The organism is Methylobacterium soli (genome assembly GCF_008806385.1).
In the GTDB taxonomy this organism is placed as follows: domain Bacteria; phylum Pseudomonadota; class Alphaproteobacteria; order Rhizobiales; family Beijerinckiaceae; genus Methylobacterium; species Methylobacterium soli.
Window position 1 is genome coordinate 39,863 of record NZ_VZZK01000012.1, and the last position, 18,119, is coordinate 57,981.

The 18,119-nt window shown below is 70.5% G+C and carries 12 protein-coding genes; 9 read left to right on the forward strand and 3 right to left on the reverse strand.

Annotated features, from left to right (window positions below):
• The first annotated feature begins 40 nt into the window (after positions 1-40).
• From thrC to F6X53_RS13460, 3 genes are all read left to right on the forward strand, one after another.
• Positions 41-1,453 (forward strand): threonine synthase, encoded by a 1,413-nt coding sequence (gene thrC, locus F6X53_RS13450; protein ID WP_151000552.1) that lies wholly within the window; start codon positions 41-43, stop codon positions 1,451-1,453.
• Between the two features lie 2 nt (positions 1,454-1,455).
• Complete coding sequence (locus F6X53_RS13455) at positions 1,456-2,751, forward strand: M16 family metallopeptidase (protein ID WP_151000554.1); 1,296 nt, start codon at positions 1,456-1,458, stop codon at positions 2,749-2,751.
• 185 nt (positions 2,752-2,936) lie between these two features.
• The gene (locus F6X53_RS13460; protein WP_151000556.1) at positions 2,937-5,822 is read left to right on the forward strand and encodes a sensor domain-containing phosphodiesterase; all 2,886 of its coding nucleotides are present in this window, start codon (positions 2,937-2,939) and stop codon (positions 5,820-5,822) included.
• Here the strand turns inward: F6X53_RS13460 and F6X53_RS13465 are convergent.
• The gene (locus F6X53_RS13465) at positions 5,750-6,184 is read right to left on the reverse strand and encodes a response regulator (protein ID WP_151000558.1); all 435 of its coding nucleotides are present in this window, start codon (positions 6,182-6,184) and stop codon (positions 5,750-5,752) included. The two genes, F6X53_RS13460 and F6X53_RS13465, sit on opposite strands and share 73 nt — an antisense overlap.
• A 345-nt stretch (positions 6,185-6,529) precedes the next feature.
• On the opposite strand from F6X53_RS13465, the gene F6X53_RS13470 reads away from it, so the two are divergent.
• The 3 genes from F6X53_RS13470 (at position 6,530) to F6X53_RS13480 (ending at position 8,317) form a co-directional block, all read left to right on the forward strand.
• On the forward strand, positions 6,530-6,880 hold the full coding sequence (locus F6X53_RS13470) for a hypothetical protein (protein WP_151000560.1): 351 nt from the start codon (positions 6,530-6,532) through the stop codon (positions 6,878-6,880).
• A gap of 35 nt (positions 6,881-6,915) precedes the next feature.
• The gene (locus F6X53_RS13475; protein ID WP_151000562.1) at positions 6,916-7,860 is read left to right on the forward strand and encodes a ferredoxin reductase domain-containing protein; all 945 of its coding nucleotides are present in this window, start codon (positions 6,916-6,918) and stop codon (positions 7,858-7,860) included.
• A 109-nt stretch (positions 7,861-7,969) separates the two neighbouring features.
• Positions 7,970-8,317 carry a hypothetical protein gene (locus F6X53_RS13480; protein ID WP_151000564.1) on the forward strand — a complete coding sequence of 116 codons (348 nt, stop codon included), beginning with the start codon at positions 7,970-7,972 and terminating at the stop codon, positions 8,315-8,317.
• A 111-nt stretch (positions 8,318-8,428) separates the two neighbouring features.
• Here F6X53_RS13480 and F6X53_RS13485 read toward each other — a convergent pair whose 3' ends face one another.
• Complete coding sequence (locus tag F6X53_RS13485) at positions 8,429-10,963, reverse strand: glycogen/starch/alpha-glucan phosphorylase (RefSeq protein WP_151000566.1); 2,535 nt, start codon at positions 10,961-10,963, stop codon at positions 8,429-8,431.
• Positions 10,964-11,356: 393 nt separating this feature from the next.
• Between F6X53_RS13485 and F6X53_RS13490 the strand changes: the two genes are divergently transcribed.
• The 3 genes from F6X53_RS13490 (at position 11,357) to F6X53_RS13500 (ending at position 15,801) form a co-directional block, all read left to right on the forward strand.
• Positions 11,357-12,943, forward strand: a complete 1,587-nt coding sequence (locus F6X53_RS13490) for an alpha-amylase family glycosyl hydrolase (RefSeq protein ID WP_151000722.1) — start codon at positions 11,357-11,359, stop codon at positions 12,941-12,943.
• 188 nt (positions 12,944-13,131) lie between these two features.
• The gene (glgA, locus tag F6X53_RS13495; RefSeq protein ID WP_151000568.1) at positions 13,132-14,667 is read left to right on the forward strand and encodes a glycogen synthase GlgA; all 1,536 of its coding nucleotides are present in this window, start codon (positions 13,132-13,134) and stop codon (positions 14,665-14,667) included.
• Between the two features lie 180 nt (positions 14,668-14,847).
• Positions 14,848-15,801 (forward strand): TY-Chap domain-containing protein, encoded by a 954-nt coding sequence (locus F6X53_RS13500; RefSeq protein WP_238298138.1) that lies wholly within the window; start codon positions 14,848-14,850, stop codon positions 15,799-15,801.
• Between the two features lie 22 nt (positions 15,802-15,823).
• Here the strand turns inward: F6X53_RS13500 and glgB are convergent, their stop codons facing one another.
• Positions 15,824-18,100: a 1,4-alpha-glucan branching protein GlgB gene (gene glgB / locus F6X53_RS13505; RefSeq protein ID WP_151000727.1), complete on the reverse strand. Its 2,277-nt coding sequence runs from the start codon at positions 18,098-18,100 to the stop codon at positions 15,824-15,826.
• Between the last annotated feature and the right edge of the window lie 19 nt (positions 18,101-18,119).

Below are 18,119 nucleotides of genomic sequence, written 5' to 3' on the forward strand. Positions count from 1 at the left end.
CTCGCATCGTGTAGAGGGGGCGCCTTCCCCGGAGGCCCCTTTGCTGCACGTCTCGACCCGCGGTGCCGCCGCGCCGCTCTCGTTCTCCGACGCCCTCCTGGCCGGCCTCGCCCGCGACGGCGGCCTCTACGTCCCGGAGAGCTGGCCGCGGATCCCGTCCGAGGCGATCGCGGGCCTCGCCGGCAAGCTCTACGCTGATGCCGCGAAGCTTGTCCTGCGCCCGCTGATCGACGGGGAGATCGCGGATGCCGACCTCGACGCGATGATCGAGGCCTCCTACGCCACCTTCCGGCACCCGGCGGTCTGCCCGCTGACGCAGCTCGACGACAACCTGTTCCTGCTGGAGCTCTTCCACGGCCCGACGCTGGCGTTCAAGGACGTGGCGATGCAGCTCCTCGGGCGGCTGATGGACCATGTCCTGCGGTCGCGGGGGGCGCGCGCCACCATCGTGGGCGCGACCTCCGGCGATACCGGGAGCGCGGCGGTCGAGGCGTTCCGAGGCCTCGATCAGGTCGACGTCTTCATCCTGTTCCCGCACGGGCGGGTCTCGGAGGTGCAGCGCCGGCAGATGACGACGGTCGGCGCCGAGAACGTCCACGCGATCGCGATCGACGGCACCTTCGATGATTGCCAGAACATCGTCAAAGCCCTGTTCCAGCACGCGGATTTCGCCGACTCGGTGCGCCTGTCGGGCGTCAACTCGATCAACTGGGCCCGCGTCGCGGCGCAGGCGGTCTATTACTTCACCAGCGCGGTCGCCCTCGGCAGCCCGCATCGCCCGGTCTCCTTCGCGGTGCCGACCGGCAATTTCGGCGACATCCTGGCCGGCTGGGTCGCCAAGCGCATGGGCCTGCCGATCGAGCGCCTGATGATCGGCACCAACGCCAACGACATCCTGGCCCGCACCCTGGAGCACGGCGCCTACGAGCTGCGGGGCGTGCAGCCCACCACCTCGCCGTCGATGGACATCCAGATCTCGTCGAATTTCGAGCGCCTGCTGTTCGAGGCGCTGGGGCGGGATTCCTCCGCGCTCGGCCGGCTCATGGCGGGCCTCAAGCAATCGGGGGGCTTCAGCCTCGATCCCGGCGTGCTCGCGAGCGTGCGCGCCGAGTTCGATGCCACGGCGGTGCCGGAGCCCGACGTGATGGACGAGATTACCCGGACGCATGCGGCGACCGGCGTGATCCTCGATCCCCACAGCGCCATCGGGGTGCGGGCCGGCCGCCACCTCCTCGCCAAGGATCCGGCGACCCCGGTCGTGGCGCTCGCCACCGCCCATCCCGCCAAGTTCCCGGACGCCGTCGCCCGGGCGACGGGCGGCCACCGCCCCGCTTTGCCCCCGCATCTCGCCGACCTGATGGAGCGCCAGGAGCGCGTCTCCCGGGTGGCCAACGATCAATCCGCGGTGGAGAGCTTCATCCGCGAGCGCGCCCGCATCACCCGGGGCGCCTGAGCATGAACCGCCATTTCGAGACCCACGGCGCCTCGCCGGATCTGAAGATCACGCGCCTCCGGAACGGCCTCACGGTCGCCACCGAGGCGATGCCGGGCGTCGCCACCGCGACGCTCGGGGTCTATGTGGGGGCGGGCTCGCGCCACGAGCGGGCCGACGAGAACGGCCTCAGCCACCTCATCGAGCACATGGCGTTCAAGGGGACCGAGACGCGCTCGGCCCGGCGCATCGCCGAGGACATCGAGAATGTCGGCGGCGAGATCAACGCCGCCACGAGCGTCGAGAGCACGAGCTACACCGCCCGCGTCCTCGGCGAGGATGCCGGCGTCGCCCTCGACGTCATCGGCGACATCCTGACCCGCTCGACCTTCGAGGCCGGCGAGCTCGCCCGCGAGAAGGGCGTGATCCTGCAGGAATACGCCGCCGTCGAGGACACCCCCGACGACGTCGTCTACGACGCCTTCACGGAGGCCGCCTTCCCGGATCAGCCGATCGGCCGCCCGATCCTCGGACGCCCGGAGACGATCCAGAGCTTCGACCGGGCCGGCATCGAGGCCTATATCGCCCGCGAATACACCCCGGACCGGATGGTGCTGGCCGCGGCCGGCGCCGTCGAGCACGCGGCGATCGTGGAGGCGGCCGAGCGGCATTTCGGCGACCTCGCGCCGTCCCGGGCCCCCGCCGCGGTGGCCGGCAGCTACGGCGGCGGCGAGCGGCGCCTGCAGCGCAAGCTCGAACAGGCGAACCTCGTCATCGGCCTGCCCGGCCTGTCCTTCCGGGACGACGGCTACTACGCCCTCCACATCTTCGCGCAGGTGCTCGGCGGCGGCCTGACCTCGCGGCTCTGGCACGAGGTGCGGGAGACCCGCGGCCTCGCCTACGAGATCCAGGCCTTCCACTGGCCCTTCTCGGATTGCGGCCTGTTCGGCATCGGCGCCGGCACGTCGGGGACGGACCTGCCCGAGCTCGTCGACGTCACCCTCGCGGCGACCGTCAAGGCCGTGGACGACCTCGACACGATCGAGATCGCCCGCGCCAAGGCGCAGCTCAAGGTGGCGCTGCTCTCCGCCCTGGAGACGCCCGGCGGGCGCATCGAGCGCAATGCCCGCCAGTTCCTCGCCTGGGGTAGGGTCATTCCCTCGGCGGAGGTGATCGCCAAGGTGGATGCCGTGACGGTGGAGGACGTGCGCGCGGCCGGCCGCACGCTGCTCACCGGCGCCCCGACGCTCGCGGCCATCGGGCCGATCCGCAAGCTCCCGAGCCTCGACCGGATCGCCGCGCAGCTGCGCGCGGCCTGAGGGCCGGCGCCGGCCCGGCTTGTTTTGGCCGCAAAGCCGCGCGATCGAAAATCCGCAGGTCACGGCAGGAAGCGGTGGGTGTCCCCTGCGGCACGGCCACCGCGCCTTGTCCGCCGACGGACCCGCCTTTACCAAAGCCCGGAGCCTGAGCGTACTCGTCGCTGCCCGGCCGGAATCCACATCCGTTGCGCATCCTCGCCACCGTCCTCGCCGCCCTCCTCACGGCCCTGATCGGCACGCTGTGCACCGGCGCGCCCGCGCGGGCGGTGGAGGCCGTGCGCGTCACCCTCGACGCGCCGGTGATCGACCTGACCCCGATGATCGAGCGCTACCGCTCGGACGGGGACCTGATCCAGATCTCGACGGCGCCCGGCAAGGACGGCATCGTCCGCCGCATCGTGGTGAAGGCCCGCGATGCCGGCGCCCGGCCGGACTGGATGGTGTTCGCCCTCACGAACGACACCGACGAGCAGATCGACCGCCTCCTGGTGGCCCCGCATTTCCGCCTCGTCGGATCGGGCGTGGTCTGGCCCGATCTCGGCGGCTCGCGCATCGCCGCGATCACGGCGAGCCAGGGTATCCGGCCCGAGCGCGACGAGAACCCGGAAGCCGACCAGTTCGTGATCACGCTCGATCCCGGCACCACCGTCACCTTCGTGGCGGAGCTGCGCGGCCCCAACGTCCCCCAGGTCTATCTCTGGGACCAGGAAGCCTATCGCAAGAAATCGACCGGCCTGACCCTCTACAAGGGCATCATCATCGGCATCGCGGGCCTGCTCGCGCTGTTCCTGACGATCATCTTCGTGGTCAAGGGCGCGATCATCTTCCCGGCGGCCGCCGCCCTCGCCTGGTCGGTCCTGGCCTATGCGTGCATCGATTTCGGCTTCCTGCAGCGGGTCTTCCCGGTCACCGAGGTGGCCGAGCGGGTCTACCGGGCCTCCGCCGAGGCGATCCTGGGCGCCACCCTGCTGGTCTTCCTGTTCGCCTATCTGAACCTGTCGCGCTGGCACGTGCGCTACAGCCACGTGGCCTTCTTCTGGCTCGCGTTCCTGGCGGGCCTCGTCGGCCTCGCGGTGTTCGATCCGCCGGTGGCGGCGGGCGTCGCCCGGATCTCGATCGCGGCGGTCGCGGGCGTCGGCCTGCTGCTCATCGTCTACCTCGCCGCCCATAACGGCTACGACCGCGCCATCCTGCTGGTGCCGACCTGGGCCCTCCTCCTCGTCTGGGTGGTGGCGGCGGGCTTCGCCATCACGGGCCAGATCGGCTCCGACCTCGTCCAGCCGGCGCTGATCGGCGGCCTCGTCCTCATCGTCATGCTGATCGGCTTCACGGTGATGCAGCACGCCTTCGCGGGCGGCGGGCTCACCCACGCCCTCGTCTCGGACACGGAGCGCCGGGCGCTGGCGCTGACCGGGGCCGGCGACGTGGTCTTCGACTGGGACGTGCCGGGGGACCGGGTCTTCGCCGGCCAGGAGATCGAGGGCCAGCTCGGCCTCAAGCGCGGCGCCCTCGAGGGCCCCGCCGCCAACTGGCTCGGCCTGCTCCACCCCTTCGACGTCGAGCGCTACTCGGCGGCCCTCGACACCGTGATCGAGGAGCGGCGCGGGCGCATCGTCCACGATTTCCGTCTGCGCTCCTCCGCGGGTCCCTATTACTGGTACCGCCTCAAGGCGCGGCCGGTGATCGGCTCGGACGGCGAGGTCATCCGCATCGTCGGCACCATCGCGGACGTCACCGAGGTCAAGACCGCCGAGGAGCGGCTTCTGCACGATGCCGTGCATGACAGCCTCACGGGCCTGCCGAACCGCGAGTTGTTCGGGGACCGCCTCGACGCCGCCATCGCCTTCGTGAGCCAGGACGCCCGGCTCAAGCCCACCGTGCTCGTCCTCGACATCGATCGCTTCAAGAGCATCAACGACGCGATCGGGCTGTCGGCCGGCGACTCGATCCTGCTCACCCTGTCGCGCCGCCTCGGCCGGCTCCTGCGCCCGCAGGACACCCTCGCCCGGGTGGCCGGCGACGAGTTCGCCGTGATCCTCGTCTCCGAGCGCGACCCCGACCGGATCCTCGCCTTCGCGGAGATGATCCGCCGCGCCATCGCGACGCCGATCACCTACGCGGACCGGGAAATCTTCCTCACTGTCTCGATCGGACTGACGCTGCACGAGACCGGCGCGGCGCTGAAGCGCGAGGAGGTGTTCAAGGCGGCCGAGATCGCCATGATCCAGGCCAAGCGCGGCGGCGGCGACCGCATCGAGGTGTTCCGCGCCAACATGCGCAACGAGCGCTCCGACAAGCTGATGCTGGAGAGCGACCTGCGCCGCTCGCTGGAGCGCAACGAGATCAAGGTGCTGTTCCAGCCGATCGTCCGGCTGGAGGACCGCACGGTGGCGGGCTTCGAGGCCCTGTTGCGCTGGGACCATCCGAAGCTCGGGCGCATCCCGCCCTCGACCTTCATCCCCATCGCGGAGGAATGCGGCTTCATCGTCAATCTCGGGATCTTCGCGCTCGAGCGCACGGCCCTGGAGCTCGCCGCCTGGCAGCGCTCCCTCGACGTCGAGCCGCCGATCTTCGCCTCCGTCAACGTGTCCTCGCGCCAGCTCCTGCGCCACGACCTCCTGCACGACGTCAAGACGGTGCTGGCCCGCTCCGGCGTGCTGCCGGGCTCGCTCAAGCTCGAGCTCACCGAGAGCCTCGTGATGGAGAATCCCGAATACGCCGCTCAGATGCTGACGCGCATCCACGACCTCGGCGCCGGCCTGTCCCTCGACGATTTCGGGACGGGCTACTCGGCCCTGTCCTACCTGCAGCGCTTCCCCTTCGACACGATCAAGATCGATCAGTCCTTCGTGCGCCAGATCGCGACGGGCAAGACCGCGATCCTGCGCTCCATCGTCCGGATGGCGCACGAGCTCGGTCTCGCCATCGTGGCCGAGGGCGCGGAATCGGAGGCCGACGCGCAGGCTTTGGCCGAACTCGGCTGCGAATACGCGCAGGGCTACGCGTTCGGCGAGCCCATGTCGCTGCTGCAGGCCCGCCAGCTCGTCGGGGCGGCGCCCGAGGCCGCCTGAGCCGGGGCCGCGAACAAGGCCGCGAGCGCCTGCGCGAGGGCGCGCGGGTCGACGGGCTTGCGCTGGATCGGCAGGTTCGGCCACAGGATCCGCATGGCGCGCGGCAGCACCCCGGCGGTGCAGACGAGGATCGGCACGCGCGCCGCCGCGAGCCGCTCGGCCGTGGGGGTGGCCTCCCCGTCCGCGAGGTTGAGGTCGAGGAGGGCCGCGTCGATCGGCTCCCGCTCGATGAGGCGGATCGCGTCGCGGTTGCTGCGCACCGGGCCGAGGACGCGGCCCTCGGCATCCTCCACGATGTCCGCCAGTTCCATGGCGATCAGGATCTCGTCCTCGATGATGAGGATGCGACGGCCGTTCAACATCGATCCCTCCGAAGCACAGGGCGGGCGCGCCGCCGGGCGACGCGTCTCGAACGCGGGAGAATTGTCGGGATTGGGCCCATGGGGCCCGCCTCGCCGCGCCTCGCGGCGCTGGGGGACGAGGAGCGCCGAGGATGTGGCCGGGATTGAGTCACGTCAACACGCGGGGCCGTTCTTCCGGGGCCGGAGCGGCGATTAAATTTGAGCCGGCTCCGGGAACTTGTCGGCCGATCCGAACAGCTTCCGGCTCTCGGCATTTAAACCTCCCTTAACCATAAGGCGGCAAGAGTCTGTGTGCGGTCCGGTCGTGCCTTTCGGTGCGGATACCGACCACCGGGGAGAGGCGTGATGGCCGAGTTGGCGCGGCGGGTTCGCGATGGAAGTGGTTCGGATGTCGTGCGGCGGCTCATCGCCCGGCCCATCCGCATCGATTTCACCCGCCCGAGCGCTCCGGCGCCGGATTTCGAGGCCGAGGCCCTCGAGGACGAGGCCGAGCCCGAGGCTGCGGATCTCGCCCGCCTGCGCGCCGAGATGCTGGTGATGAAGGCCGTGCTGCAGGCGGAGCGCCAGGAGAGCGCCGCGCTGCGCGCCCAGGTTCACGACATCGCCGCCGCCGACGAGGCCCTGACCCCCGAGTCCCGCGCCGTGCGCGACCGCTGGGCGGCCCTCGTCGACACCCTTCTGCACGCGCCGCGCTGACCGGCATCCTCCGTTCCAATCACCGGGAGACGACCATGAGCGCCCGCTGCTCACTCGTCGTCAACGGCAAGTCCGTGCGCATCTCCACCGGCGACACGCCGCTCGAGGCCGCCCTTGCCGAAGGCATGATCGCACCGACCCAAGGGTTGCACGGCACCGGCGTTCTCGGACAGGCCGCCGGGCCGGCCGCGCGCCGCGCGCAGGCGCGCAGCCACCGCGCCGAATCCGTGAAGCTGCCGCTGCCGCGTCCGCAGCCCGCCCTGACCCTGCCCGAGATGCGCCCGGCCGCCGCCGTGAAGCGCACCGGCACCGTGACGGGCATCGCCCGGCTCGCCCCGCATGTCAGCGAGCTCGTCGTGACGGTGACCCGGCGCCTGCCCCTCGAACCCGGCCATCAGGTCGTGCTGACGCTCCCGGGCTTCCCGGCCGTCACCTTGAGCCCGACGCTGCGGGTCGACGGCTCGGCCGAGCTGAACGAGCTCGTGTTCCATCTCCCCCACGATCCGGAGGCGCCGGGCCTTGCCGCCGCGCTCGGCGAGACGATCCGCCTCGGGGCCGCCGTGAAGGTGAAGGGCCCGGTCGGACGGGCGCATTACCGCCCCGGCGGCGGGCGCCTGCTGCTGGTCTCGGCCGGGGCCGGCTTCGCGCCGATCTGGTCGATCGCCCGGGCCGCCCGCTACATCGAGCCGGCCCGCGACATGGCCGTCCTGGTCGGCGCCCGCGATCCCCTCGACCTCTACATGCGCCCCGCCCTCGACTGGCTGCGCGCCACCGGCATCGGCCGGATCACGCTGGTGGCCGATCGCAGCCGCCAGCGCCCGCCCGACGTGCGGCCGGGTCCGCTCACCGCCCACCTGCCGCCGCTGCGCACCACCGACGTGGTGCACGTGGCCGGCTGCGCCTCGACGGTAGGCGCCGTGGAGGTGCTGGCCGCGGCGGCCGGCGCCCGCTGCTACGCGGTGCCCTTCCTCGATCCCTGAGAACTCCGCGTCTCAGCAGTTTATGCGGAGAAATCCCAGTTCGATTGCCCGCAATGCGGATTGACCGATCGCTGTGACTCTGCGATCGATTTCAAGTCGTCCCAGGGGCGTGGACATGAGCATCGACCAAGCGGCTGCCAAGCGTACGCGCGTACTGGTCGAGGAGCTGCGAGTGTTGATCGCCTCCATGCAGGAAACCGTCCTGGAATCCCGCAACCTGACTTCGCACATGCTCGCCCGGAAAGCTCTGTGCGATGCGAGCCGGGCGAAGGTTCTGCTCTCGATTCCGCTCGATCCCGCGGAGGGCGTGGTCGATGGGCTGGTCTATGCTTCCGAATACAGCACCGCTTTCGGAGATCCGGTGATCACGGATCTGATCAGGACGGCGATCAAGCTGGTCGGCCTGCGGCTCGGGCTCGAATGCGGGCCGAGCCATGCCGGGTACAAGGTGCATTAGGGCCCTAGCCATTCTCCACGCGGCAGCGCCGCGAGAGACCGGTCGCGTCGGCGGCCGAGCGCGGAATGGTGCGGGAGCGCGGCCCCGCCTCGGCGGGGCCGCGTCCTCCGATCAGGCCACCTTCACCCGCCAGATCTCCTCGGCATATTCGCGCATGGAGCGGTCGGAGGAGAACCAGCCCATCCGGGCGGTGTTGAGGATGGCCTTGCGCCACCACGCCGCCGGGTTTGTCCAGGCCGCGTCGATCGCGCGCTGCGCCCGCCAGTAATCGTCGAAATCGACGGTGAGGAGATACTGGTCGCGGTGGCGCAGGTCGTCCGTGAGGGGCCGGAAGCGGTTCGGCTCCTCGGGGGAGAACCGGCCGGACGCGATCATGTCGAGGGCGGCGGCGAGGCGGGGCGAGGCCCAGATCGCGTCGCGCGCGAAGTTCGGCTCGGCCATCCGCGCCTGCACGCCCGCGGCGTCGAGGCCGAAGATGAAGATGTTGTCGAGCCCGACATGCTCGCTGATCTCGATATTGGCGCCGTCGAGCGTCCCGACCGTCAGCGCGCCGTTGAGGGCGAACTTCATGTTGCCGGTGCCGGAGGCCTCCATGCCGGCGGTGGAGATCTGCTCCGAGAGGTCGGCGGCCGGGATGATCGCCTCGGCGAGGCTCACCGAGTAGTTGGGCAGAAACACGACCTTGAGGCGGCCGGCCACCTCGGGATCGTCGTTGACGGCCTTGGCGACGTCGCAGGCGAGCTTGATGATGAGCTTGGCCTGGGTGTAGCTCGGCGCCGCCTTGCCGCCGAAGATCTTGACGCGGGGCGTCCAGTCCTTATGCGGCTCGGCCTTGATCGCCTGGTAGAGCGCCACCGTCTCGATGACGTTGAGCAGCTGGCGCTTGTACTCGTGGATGCGCTTGATCTGCACGTCGAACAGGGCCGTCGGATCGATGTCGATCCCGGTGCGGTCGGCCACGATCCCGGCGAGCGCCTCCTTGCGGCCCCGGCGCATCGCGGCGTAGCTTTTCACGAAAGCCCCGTCCTCCGCGAAGACCTCGAGGCCCCGCAGGGCGGTCGGATCATCCAGGACGCCCTCGCCCAAAGCCTCGACGGCGAGCCGCGTCAGGTCCGGATTGGCGTTGTGCAGCCAGCGCCGGAAGGTGATCCCGTTCGTCTTGTTGACGATCTTGTCCGGGTCGAGGGCGTGCAGGTCCTTGAACACCGTCGAGCGCATCAGGTCGGTGTGCAGGGCCGAGACGCCGTTGACGCGGCGCGCCCCGTGGAAGGCGAGGTGGCCCATGCGCACGCGCCGGCCATGGCTCTCGTCGATCAGCGAGACGGCGGCGAGGTGGGCGGCGTCGTGCCGGCCGTGCTTGCCCTGCTCTTCCAGGTGCATCCAGTTGATCAGGTAGATGATCTGCATGTGGCGCGGCAGCAGCCGCTCCATCAGCTCCACCGGCCAGGTCTCCAGCGCCTCGGGCAGGAGGGTGTGGTTGGTGTAGTTCAGGGTGTTGGTGGTGACGTGCCAGGCATCCTCCCAGGAGAGGTGGTGCTCCTCGAGGAGGAGGCGCATCAACTCCGGCACCGCGATGGCCGGGTGGGTGTCGTTGAGCTGGATCGCCGCGTGGTCTTGGAGCGAGCGCACGTCGCCGCGCTCCGCCACGTGGCGGCGGATCAGGTCCTGCAGCGAGGCGGAGGTGAAGAAGTATTCCTGGCGCAGGCGCAGCTCCTGGCCGGCGGTCGAGGAATCGCTCGGGTAGAGCACCCGCGAGATCGCCTCGGCGCGGGCGCGGTTCGCCACCGCGCCGATATGGTCGCCGCCGTTGAACTGGGCCAGCTCGATCGGCGCCTCGGCCTCCGCCTTCCAGAGGCGGAGCGTGTTGACGTGGCGCCCGCGCCAGCCGACCACCGGCACGTCGTGGGCGACCGCCAGCACGGTCTCGGCCGGCTGCCAGTGGCGGCGGATCACGCCCTCGGACACCGCCGACAGGGTGACGCTGCCGCCGAAGCCGATCGCGTAGGTCGCCTCGGGCCGCACGAATTCCCAGGGGTTGCCCTCGGCGAGCCAGGTCTCCGGCGCCTCGCGCTGCCAGCCATCCTCCAGGGATTGCCGGAACAGGCCGTGGTCGTAGCGGATGCCGTAGCCGATCGCCGGGATCGACAGGCTCGCCATGCTCTCCATGAAGCAGGCGGCGAGGCGGCCGAGGCCGCCATTGCCGAGCGCCGCGTCGGGCTCGGCGCCCTCCACCGTGTCGAGCGCGATGCCGAGGTCGCGCAGGGCGGCGCGCGTGGTCTCGACGAGGCCGAGATTGTTCATGGCGTCGGACAGGAGGCGACCGATCAGGAACTCGAGCGAGAGATAATAGACCCGCTTGTTCGGAATCGCCTGCTCGCCCGCCATGCAGGCCTCGACGATCCGGTCGCGCAGGGCGAGGGCGGTGGCGGCGAACCAGTCGCGCTCGCGGGCAGTGGCGGGCGTCTTGCCCACCACGAAGGCGAGCTTGCCGAGGATCGCCTCGCGCAGATCCGCCACGGCGTCGCCCGTGCCGGTCCGGGCCGACGCGACCGGGGCGGCCTTCGCCTGGGCGTCGTGCCGGCGCCGGGGCCCGCCGCTCGGCTGGTGGTCGGTTCTTCCGGCGGCTTCCAGAATCTCGTTCAACATATGCAAACCCCCATCTTCGCCGCCGTAGCGCGAACGGTCGCCCTGAGCCTGTTCCGCTTCTGCCGGCGGGGTCAGCTCCGGGGCCGGAAGCCGGTATGGTGTGTCCAAGCGGCCATCATGTCGAGACGTCGGTTGCGTCTGCATCGAACCGTGCAAGCGCTAGGCCACGTCCCTGTGTCGTCTCGGACACAACTCTTGATGTCACACGCAAACCCGGCCTGAATTTGGCGGAAAACCCTTGAAGATAAGCTGAACGGAGCAACCTCCCGCGAGCGCCGCCCGGGAGCCGGCGCTCCGGGGGAGGAGTGACGCATGTCTGACGCCGCCGCCGAGAACGCCGCTGACGCCGCCCCCGGCCGGGCCTCGCCCGCCGGATCGATCGCGCACAAGGCCGTGCGCGAGACCGTCTGGTGGAAGCGCGGGACCGTGTACCAGGTCTATCCGCGCTCGTTCCAGGACACGAACGGCGACGGCGTCGGCGACCTGAAGGGCATCACCCGGCGCCTCGATTACCTCGCCTGGCTCGGCGTCGACGCGGTCTGGATCTCGCCGATCTATCCCTCGCCCATGGCGGATTTCGGCTACGACGTGGCCGATTACTGCGGCGTCGACCCGCTCTTCGGCGATCTGGCGGATTTCGACGAGCTCGTGGCCGAGGCGCACCGGCACAAGCTCAAGGTGATCCTCGACTTCGTGCCCAATCACAGCTCGATCGCGCATCCGTGGTTTGCCGAGAGCCGGTCCTCACGAGCAAACCCGCGCCGGGACTGGTACATCTGGCGTGATCCGGCCCCCGATGGCGGACCGCCGAACAACTGGCTGAGCAATTTCGGCGGCCCCGCTTGGACCCGGGACGAGGCCACCGGCCAATATTATTATCACGCCTTCCTGCCCGAGCAGCCCGATCTCAACTGGCGCAACCCCGCCGTTCGGGCGGCGATGCACGACGTGCTGCGCTTCTGGCTCGATCGCGGCGTCGACGGCTTCCGGGTCGACGTGATCTGGCACCTGATCAAGGACGAGGGATTCCGGGACAACCCGGAAAACCCCGATTTCCTGCCGCACCTGCCCGAGATCAACCGCTTCACCCAGGTCTATTCCGCCGACCGGCCCGAGGTGCTCGACGTCATCGCGCAGATGCGCCGTGTCCTCGATGACTATTCCGACCGGGTCCTGATCGGCGAGATCTACCTGCCGATCGAGCGCCTCGTCACCTATTACGGGCCGGACCTCGACGCCGCCGACCTGCCCTTCAATTTCCAGCTGATCCAGACGCCCTGGCGCGCCGACGCGGTGGCGGATCTCGTGGAGAATTACGAGGCGGCCCTGCCGCCCGGCGGCTGGCCGAACTGGGTGCTCGGCAACCACGACCAGCCCCGGATCGCCGCCCGCATCGGCATCGCGCAGGCCCGCATCGCCGCGATGCTGCTGCTGACGCTGCGGGGCACGCCGACCCTGTATTACGGCGACGAGATCGGCCTCGACCACGTCTCGATCCCGCCCGAGCGGATGCAGGACCCATGGGAGCGCAACGAGCCCGGCCATGGCCGCGACCCCGAGCGTACGCCGATGCAGTGGGAGCCCGGCCCCTTCGCGGGCTTCTCCACGGTGGAGCCCTGGCTGCCCCTCTCGGCGGATGCGCAGACCCGCAACGTCGACGCGATGTGCGACGCGCCGGCCTCCACGCTGACGCTCTATCGCCGCCTGCTCGGCCTGCGCCGTGAGCAGGCCGCCCTCGCGATCGGCAGCTACCGCACGATCCCGACCGAGCCCGACGCGGTCTTCGCCTACGAGCGCAGCCATGAAGACACGACGATCCGGATCATCCTCAATTTCGGGGAGGACCCGCAGGCGCTGCCGCTGCCGGAGGGGAGCCGCTGGACGCTGCTGCTGTCGAGCCATGCCGGCCGCACCGGCGAGACGGCCTCCGGCCAGGTCGCCCTGGCCGGGTCCGAGGGCCTGATCCTAATGCGGACCTGACCGGGCGTCCGGCGCCATCGCTTTTCCTACCGCAATGCGGTAAGGCGAAACCGTTGCTTAACTGTGATGATGGCCTGACTTGTGCATCGCAGCGGAACCAGCGATGCGCGAGGGCGTTCATGATGTCGACGTTGGTTGCGGGCGGCGCCGCCCGCCTGGGGCAGGTCACTCCGCGCGGAAAGGCTTGCATGGCGTACGACGCGCTCGTTGAAGACCGTCATCCCGCCTCCGCCTACGCACCGGCCGACCGACTGGCCGCCCTCCCCCCGCTCCGCACCGCCCTTCAGCCCCGCATCCTCTACGCCACGCCCGAGATGGCGGATTTCGTGAAGACCGGCGGCCTCGGCGAGGTTGCGGGCGCCCTGCCCCGCGCGCTTCGCCGCCATTACGATGTCCGCGTACTCATTCCAGGCTACCGGCAGGTGGTCGGCGCCTATCCGGACATACCGGTGGTGGCGCGGCTTGAGGCCCAGGCCGGGGTGCCGGCCTGCGATCTCGGCCTCGTGGAGGCGGGCGACGGCCTGCGCATCTACGTGCTCCTCAGCCCGGAGCTCTACGAGCGCGACGGCACGCCCTACGGCAATGCGGACGGGGATTTCGGCGACAACGACCTGCGCTTCGCCCGCCTCAGCCTCGCGGCCGCCGAGATCGCGCTCGGGGCCGATCCGGCCTGGAGCGCCGACCTGCTGCACCTGAACGACTGGCAGGCGGCGCTCGCGCCCGCCTACCTCGCCTGGCGCGGCCTGCGCGTGCCGAGCGTGCTGACGATCCACAACCTCGCCTATCAGGGCCTGTTCCCGCGCGACAACCTCGCGCGCCTCGGCGTCCCCGATCACGCCTTCCAGATGAACGGCGTCGAGTTCTACGGGCAGCTCTCCTTCCTGAAGGCCGGCCTCTACTACGCCTCGCACGTCACCACGGTGAGCGAGACCTATGCCCGCGAGATCATGACGCCGGAATCGGGCTGCGGCCTCGACGGGCTGATCCGCACCCGCGCCCAGCAGGGGCGGCTGGCCGGCATCCTGAACGGCATCGACGAGAGCTGGGACCCCCGCACCGACCCGCACCTCGCCACCCGCTTCGAGGCCGACGACTGGAAGGGCAAGCGCGCCAATGCCGAGGCGGTGCGCGACCAGTTCGGCCTCGCGGTCTCGCGCGGGCCGCTCTTCGCCATCGTGTCGCGCCTCGTCCACCAGAAGGGCATCGACCTCTCGATCCAGGCGGCCGAGGGCATCGTGCAGGAGGGCGGCCAGCTCGTCGTCATCGGCCAGGGCGAGAGCCGCTTCGAGGAGGCGTTGCAGGGCCTCGCCCGCCGGCACCCGGGCGCGGTCGGGGTCCATGTGGGCTTCCAGGAGACCGATGCCCGCCGGATGTTCGCCGGGAGCGACTTCCTGCTGATGCCCTCGCGCTTCGAGCCCTGCGGCCTGGCGCAGATGTATGCCCAGCGCTTCGGCTCCCTGCCGATCGTGCGCCGCACCGGCGGCCTCGCCGACACCGTCGAGGACGGGGTCACGGGCTTCACCTTCGCGGATGGCTCGCCCAGGGGCCTCGGCGGCGCCATCCGGCGCGCCCTCGACACGTTCGGGCAGAAGAAGCGCTTCAACGCCATGCGTCGCACCGCGATGTCGCGCAGCTTCGGCTGGGACGACGCGGCGACGCATTACGCTTCCCTCTACGCCCGCGCCTTCGGCAACAACGCGGCCTTGCGCTGGCGCGCGGCCTGAGCCCTCAGGCGCAGGTGGGCTGCGGCCCCCCGCGTCGCGCCCCGACAGGCCATCACCGGAACGTTCTTTGACGCGGCGCGCGCGGCGTGATTGCGTGACGGGACGAAGCGCGGCCATGCCTTTGCGCCCCCGCGGGGCCGCTCGGGCTCCCCGCCGGAGCGTCCATCGGCGGTCTCACCCATGCGGATCCTGGCCCTCGTTCCTGCCCTGGGTCTCTGGCTCTTCGCAGGCGGCGCATTTGCCGCCGAGCCCGTCGCCCGCATCGACGAGGCCCTCCGGAACATCACGGCGCTGACCCGGCCGGAGCGCGTCGGCTACGCGACCGTCTGGGACGGCAACGCCTACGTGCAGTGCCGCCGCATGCCGGACCGCGCCCTGCGCTGCGAGGCGGCCGGCACGCGGATGCAGCCCTCGCTCGACGCCGTCCTGACCCCGGCGCGGCTGCAGGCGATCGCGCGCCTCGGCTGGTCGCCCGACCCGAGCTTCGGCAGCTACGTGCGGAGCTTTCCGGCCGACATGCCGAGCCTGACCGTCGCCGGGCATGTCCTCGACGCGCTGACGCAGGGCTACGCGGCCGCTCCGGAGCGCCTCGAGCTGCAGACCGCCTGGGTGGGCGACGAGCCCTGCCCGCCGCGCAACGGGCCGTCGCAGAATCTCGCCGGCATCGTCAACGATGCGCCGTCGATGCGGCGCGGGTCGATCCGGGCCTGCACCTACGCGCCCGAGCCCGCGCCCCCGAAGGCCGAGACGCGCGCCGACCTCCTCGCCCAGTATGGCGGCCGGGTCGCGGCCGAGTTGCAGCGCCTGCGCATCAATGCCGGGCGCCCCATCTTCGCGGTGTTCGACGCCGGCATCGGCTACATTCAATGCATGCCGAGAACACCGGAGCGCGCGCTCTCCTGCGAGGCCCAATCCGCCCGCAGCTGGCCGGCGCTCGCCGCAGTGCTGACGCCGGAGCGCGCGGCCCGGCTGCGCGAGGCCGGCTTCGCCGAGCCGGGCCGCAGCCCGAACTACTGGAAGGATTACGCGCTGGACGCGCATTCCGACGACGCGATCGCGGCCGAGATCCTGACGCTCCTGCGCGACGCCTACGGCTATACCGGGGCGGTCGCGCTGCGGGTCCGGACCGACTAGCGCGACCGACCTCGGAGCCAGGTCAGCCCTCCCGCACGAAGATCAGCGTGGAGAGCGGGGGCAGCGTCAGGCAGAGGGAATGGGCGTTGCCGTGGCTCTGCACGTCCTCGGCGTGACGCCCGCCCTGGTTGCCCAAGTTCGAGCCGCCATAGATCTCCGCATCCGAGTTGAAGGCCTCGCGGTAGAAGCCGCCCTGCGGCACGCCGATGCGGTAGCCCTCGCGCGGGACGGGGGTGAAGTTCGAGACCACGATGGCGACCTCGCCGGGCTCGGCCCCCTTCCGGGCCCAGGCGATGACGCTGTTGTCCTGGTCATCCGCCACCAGCCACTGGAACCCGGTATGCTCGACGTCGCGGGCGTAGAGGGCCGGCGTCGACAGGTAGAGGTGGTTGAGGTCGCGCACCACGTCCTTGACCCCCTTGTGCAGGGGATCGTCGAGGAGATGCCAGTCCAGCGACTGGTTGTGGTTCCACTCCCGCTCCTGGCCGAACTCGCCGCCCATGAAGAGCAGCTTCTTGCCCGGGTGCCCCCACATGAAGCCGTAATAGGCCCGCAGGTTGGCGAATTTCTGCCAGCGGTCGCCGGGCATCTTGCCGAGCATCGAGCCCTTCCCGTGCACCACCTCGTCGTGGGAGAGGGGCAGGATGAAGTTCTCCGAGAAGGCGTAGAGCAGCCCGAAGGTCAGGTCGTGGTGGTGGTAGCGCCGGTGGATCGTCTCCTTCGAGATGAAGTTCAGGGTGTCGTGCATCCACCCCATGTTCCACTTGAAGCCGAAGCCGAGGCCGCCCGTGTAGGTCGGGTGCGAGACGCCCGGCCAGGAGGTCGATTCCTCCGCCACCGTGATGGTGCCGGGGGCGTGGCTGTAGGTCGCCTCGTTGGTCTTGCGCAGGAAGTGGATGGCGTCGAGATTCTCGTTGCCGCCATACTGGTTCGGGATCCACTCGCCGGCGCGCCGCGAATAGTCGAGGTAGAGCATCGACGCGACCGCATCCACGCGCAGGCCGTCGAGATGGTAATGCTCCAGCCAGAACCGGGCATTGGCGGCCAGGAAGGTCGCCACCTCCGCGCGGCCGAAATTGTAGATGTAGGTGCCCCAATCCTGGTGGAAGCCCTGGCGCGGGTCGGCGTGCTCGTAGAGATGCGTGCCGTCGAACTGCCCGAGGCCGTGGGCGTCGAGGGGGAAGTGCCCCGGCACCCAGTCGAGCATCACGCCGATGCCGGCCTCGTGGGCGGCGTTGACGAAATAGGCGAAATCCTCCGGCGTGCCGAAGCGGCTCGTCGGGGCGAAGAGCGAGACGGGCTGGTAGCCCCATGAGCCGTCGAACGGGAACTCCGTGATCGGCAGCATCTCGATATGGGTGAAGCCCATCTCCTTGACGTAGGGGATCAGGCGGGCGGCAAGCTCCCGGTAGGTCAGGTAGCGGTTGCCCTCGTCCGGCACCCGGGCCCACGAGCCGAGATGCACCTCGTAGATCGAGATCGCCGAGTGGCGCGGATCCTTGGCGCCGCGCGTCGACATCCAGGCCGCGTCGTCCCAGGCCGGGTCGCTGGTGCCCTGGAGCACCGAGGCGGTCTCCGGCGGCTTCTGCGCCGCGAAGGCCAGCGGGTCGGCCTTGAGGGGCAGCAGCGCCCCGTCGGGGCCGCGGATCTCGAACTTGTAATGCGCGCCGATCTTCAGCCCCGGCACGAACAGCTCCCAGACGCCCCCATCCTGCCAGAGGCGCATCGGGTGGCGGCGGCCGTCCCAGTCGTTGAAGTCGCCGACCACGCTGACGCGCTTGGCGTTCGGGGCCCAGACCGCGAAGCGGAACCCGTCGATCCCGTCGAGGCGCCCGGCCTGCGCGCCGAGCACGCGGTAGACCACGTTGCTCCCCACCTCGCGCAGCGCGTTGATGTCGTGCTGCTCCAGCGAGGAGCCGAACCCGTAGGGATCGAAGCGGCGCCGGGTCTGGCCGTCCCAGGATTCGACCTCGATCTCGTAGAGGGGACGGCCCTCCCCCTCGATCTTCGCCACGTAGAACCCGTCCGGGTGACGGCGCTCGAACGGGATGCTGCGACCTTCGGTGATCACGGCCGCCGACTTCGCCTCCGGAAGGATGGCGCGGACCTCCCAGGCCCTCGGGCCGACCTGATGGGGGCCCAGCACCGCGAAGGGGTCACCGTGGTTGGCCCCCATCACGGCCGCGATCGCATCCGGCGTGAGGCCCGTCCGGGCCTCGGGCTTGCCAGGATTCCCCGGTGCCGCCGGCTTGGGCGCGTCCCCCGGACTCGCCGGCCTGGCAGCGTCCCCCGGCCCCATCGGCTTGGCAGCGCCTTCG